Consider the following 4,024-nt stretch of genomic DNA (forward strand, 5'->3'; position numbering starts at 1 on the left):
CGTGCGTTGTTCTCGTCTGCCGGATGGCAGGGGTCGGTCGGGTGGCGGGGTCAGCCGCGGTCGGCGGAACCGCTGCGGCCGCCGGGGCCGTCGTAGTCCTCGCCGTAGGCGCCCTTGGAGGGGCGGCGGCGGCGCACCGGCGGCTCCACGCCGTCGGCGAGGCGGCGGGCGGTCACCAGGAAGCCGGTGTGACCGATCATCCGGTGGTCGGGGCGCACGGCCAGGCCTTCGACGTGCCAGTTGCGGATCATCGACTCCCAGGGCTGGGGTTCCGCGAAGCAGCCGATCTCCCGGATGGACTCGACGGTCCGCGAGAGCTGGGTGGTGGTCGCGACGTACGCGCAGAGGATGCCGCCGGGCACCAGGGCCTTGGAGACGGCCTCCAGGCATTCCCACGGGGCGAGCATGTCCAGGACGACGCGGTCGACGTCGGTGTCCGAGAGGTTGTCCTGGAGGTCGCCGACGGTGAGCTGCCAGGCGGGGTGCGGCGAGCCGAAGTAGCGCTCGACGTTCTGCTGGGCGATCTCGGCGAAGTCCTCGCGGCGCTCGTAGGAGTGCAGCATGCCCTGCTCGCCGATGGCGCGCAGCAGGAAGGTGCTGAGCGATCCGGAGCCGACGCCGGCCTCCACGACGCGGGCGCCGGGGAAGATGTCGCCGAAGGCCAGGATCTGCCCCGCGTCCTTGGGGTAGACCACGGCGGCACCGCGGGGCATGGACAGGACGTAGTCGGGGAGCAGGGGGCGCAGCGCGAGGTAGGCGACGTTTCCCGTGGTACGGACAACACTGCCCTCGGGAGCACCGATCAGCTCGTCGTGCGGGAAAGAACCCTTGTGGGTGTGGAAGTTCTTTCCGGCTTCGAGCGTGAAGGTGTGGTGGCGTCCCTTGGGGTCGGTGAGCTGGACCTGGTCCCCGACTTTGAATGGGCCGCGACGGCGGGCGGCACCGGTCGGTTCGGACATGTGCTCAGCCTACCGGTATTCCGCGGGGCCTCTTCCCGGGGTTCCCGGGCTCGGGTGGCCGGGCTCAGGCCGCGGGGCGGGCCATGGCGGCCACGAAGGCCCGCTCGACGTCCGTGGTGGACAGGACGCCGTAGATCTCGCCGGTCTCCTCGACGACCAGGTACTCGGTGGCCGGGGTGGCCTTGAGCCGGTCCAGGAGGGCCTCGCCGGCGAGCTCGGCCGGGACCCGCATGCCCTCGGTGATGTCCTGGGCCAGTCCGCCGACGGCCACCCAGGGCCGGCGGTGCTCCGGGACCCCGGCGATGGCCGCCTCGCGGACGAGGCCCTTGGCGTGGCCCTGCCCGTCGACGACGACCAGGGCGCGGGCGCCGGCCTCGTTGGCCCGGCGCAGGGCCTCGGAGAGCGGGGTGGCGGACTCGACGGGTACCGCGCGGCGGGTGAGTGTGCGGGCGCGCAGGTCCGGGAGGTGTTCGCGGAGCCGGGCCATCCGCAGACTGTTGCCCGCGCCCGTCCAGATGATCCCGGCCAGGATGGCCGCGAGCAGTGCGTCCGTGACGGTCTCCACCCCGCCGATGTCCTGTCTCTTATACACATCTCGCCCAGGGCGCCGGTGTGGGTGAGCAGCGGGAGCCCGACGAGGACGGTGACGGCCAGACCGCGCCCGACCCACGCGGCGGCGACGGTACCGCTCATCGGCCTGCCGGTGATCTTCCACACGACGGCGCGGAGCATCCGGCCGCCGTCCAGGGGCAGGCCGGGCAGCAGGTTGAACGCGGCGACGATGAGGTTGGAGATCATCAGTCCGGCGAGCAGCACGCCGGGCACGGTGCCCGCCTCGACGAACTGCAGGGGGACGAAGAAGAGTCCGCCCAGCACGAGCGAGAGCAGGGGGCCCACGAAGGCGAGGACGAACTCACGCCCCGGGGTCTCGGACTCCTTCTCGATCTCCGAGACACCGCCGAAGAACTGGAGCTGGATCCTGCGGACCGGCAGCTTGTAGCGCAGGGCGACGACGGTGTGGGCGAGCTCGTGGACGAGCACGGAGGCGTAGAAGGCGATCGCGAAGAAGAGGGCCACCAGGTAGCGCGCGGCGCCGAGCCCCGGCAGCACGCGGTCGAGCTGGCCCCCGAACACCCAGGTGATCAGGGCGGCGACGACGAACCAGCTGGGCGCCACGTAGACGGGTACGCCGAAGGGGCGGCCCATGAGGATGCCGCCGCCGGGGTCCTCGGGGCGGTGCGGTCTGCCCTTGTCCGGCCCGGTGCCGGGGTCGCCGCCCCCCGCGCCGGGCTGCGGGCGCCCGCTGTCGCCGCTCTCGTCCACGTGGTCCCTTCGGTCGGTGGCGCACGCCGCACGTCTGCTGTCCGCGAGCTCTGTGGTCGATGGTAAGCCGCTCGGTGTCAGTGGGGGGCCGTAGGGTCTGCGACATGATGTCCGTACCGCGCCCGCCCCGGCCACCCTCGTCCCTGTCGCCGTCGCGCGCGAGCGACTTCATGCAGTGCCCCCTGCTCTACCGCTTCCGGGTCATCGACAAGCTGCCCGAGAAGCCCAGCGAGGCGGCTACCCGCGGCACGCTGGTGCATGCGGTGCTGGAGAGGCTGTTCGACGCCCCGGCGGCGGAGCGCACGGCGCCGCGCGCCAAGGCGCTGGTCCCCGGGCAGTGGGACCGGCTGCTGGAGTCGAAGCCGGAGCTGTCGGAGCTGTTCGCCGGTGATCCGGAGGGCGAGCGGCTCGCCGGGTGGCTGGGCGAGGCGGAGCGGCTGGTGGAGCGGTGGTTCTCGCTGGAGGACCCGACGCGCCTGGAGCCGGCCGAGCGGGAGATGTCCGTCGAGACGGAGCTCGATTCGGGGCTGCGGCTGCGGGGCGTGATCGACCGGGTGGACGTCGCTCCCACGGGTGAGGTCCGCATCGTCGACTACAAGACGGGCAAGGCCCCGCGTCCGGAGTACGCCGAGGGCGCGCTGTTCCAGATGAAGTTCTACGCCCTGGTGATCATGCGGCTGAAGGGCGTGGTCCCGCGCCGGCTCCAGCTGGTCTACCTCGGCAGCGGGGACGTGCTCACCTACGACCCGGTCCCCGCGGACCTGGAGCGGGTGGAGCGCAAGCTGCTGGCCCTGTGGGACGCGATCCGGCAGGCCACCGAGACCGGTGAGTGGCGTCCGCGGCCGACGAAGCTGTGCGGCTGGTGCGACCACCAGGCTGTCTGTCCGGAGTTCGGCGGGACTCCCCCGGTATATCCGCTGCCGGTCCGCCCGGCGGAATCGGTGGAGGGTGTACAGGGCAGAATGGAGCCGGTCCGGGCCGAGGCCGGACCGACGGTGGCCCTCGAAGGCCCTTAAGGAGATCCCGTGGCGATCCGTGTCCTGCTGGTCGACGACCAGCCCCTGCTGCGTACCGGCTTCCGGATGATCCTGGAGGCGGAGGGCGACCTCGCGGTGGTCGGCGAGGCCGGTGACGGGCTGCAGGCGATCGACCAGGTGCGGGCGCTGCAGCCCGACGTGGTGCTGATGGACATCCGGATGCCGCGGATGGACGGCGTGGAGGCGACCCGTCAGATCACCGGGCCCGGCCGGGACGGGCCCGCGAAGGTCCTGGTCCTGACGACGTTCGACCTCGACGAGTACGTCGTGGAGGCGCTGCGCGCGGGTGCCAGCGGCTTCCTGCTGAAGGACGCGCCCGCCCATGAGCTGGTGCAGGCCATCCGGGTGGTGGCCGCGGGCGAGGCGATGCTGGCCCCGAGCATCACACGGCGGCTGCTGGACAAGTACGCGGACCATCTGCCGTCGGGCGAGGAGCCCGTCCCGGACGCGCTGCACACCCTCACGGAACGTGAGGTGGAGGTGCTGAAGCTGGTGGCGCGCGGGCTGTCCAACGCGGAGATCGCCGCGGACCTGTTCGTGAGCGAGACCACGGTGAAGACGCACGTGGGCCATGTGCTGACGAAGCTGAGCCTCCGTGACCGGGTGCAGGCCGCCGTCTACGCGTACGAGAGCGGGCTGGTCCGTCCCGGCGCCCAGTGAGACGCGTCCGGCGTGGGAACGGGTCCGGCCCGGGGCACACCGCCC

The 4,024-nt window shown here is 72.2% G+C and carries 3 protein-coding genes and 1 pseudogene; 2 read left to right on the forward strand and 2 right to left on the reverse strand.

Translation table 11 applies throughout. The annotated features are described in order from the left end of the window. Positions 1-50 precede the first annotated feature (50 nt). Together IH13_RS0124470 and IH13_RS38290 are read right to left on the reverse strand one after the other, a co-directional pair. On the reverse strand, positions 51-959 hold the full coding sequence (locus IH13_RS0124470; RefSeq protein WP_031087887.1) for a tRNA (adenine-N1)-methyltransferase: 909 nt from the start codon (positions 957-959) through the stop codon (positions 51-53). A gap of 64 nt (positions 960-1,023) precedes the next feature. Next, positions 1,024-2,282 (reverse strand): annotated as a pseudogene (locus tag IH13_RS38290) (site-2 protease family protein). A 170-nt stretch (positions 2,283-2,452) separates the two neighbouring features. On the opposite strand from IH13_RS38290, the gene IH13_RS0124480 reads away from it, so the two are divergent. After that, a complete protein-coding gene (locus IH13_RS0124480) occupies positions 2,453-3,298 on the forward strand; it encodes a RecB family exonuclease (protein ID WP_031087888.1) in 846 nt (281 codons plus the stop codon). Between the two features lie 9 nt (positions 3,299-3,307). Further along, entirely contained in the window at positions 3,308-3,979 is a 672-nt protein-coding gene (locus IH13_RS0124485) for a response regulator (protein WP_031087889.1), read from the forward strand. Positions 3,980-4,024: the final 45 nt, after the last annotated feature.

This window comes from Streptomyces sp. NRRL WC-3549, assembly GCF_000721935.1.
Classification (GTDB): Bacteria; Actinomycetota; Actinomycetes; order Streptomycetales; family Streptomycetaceae; genus Streptomyces.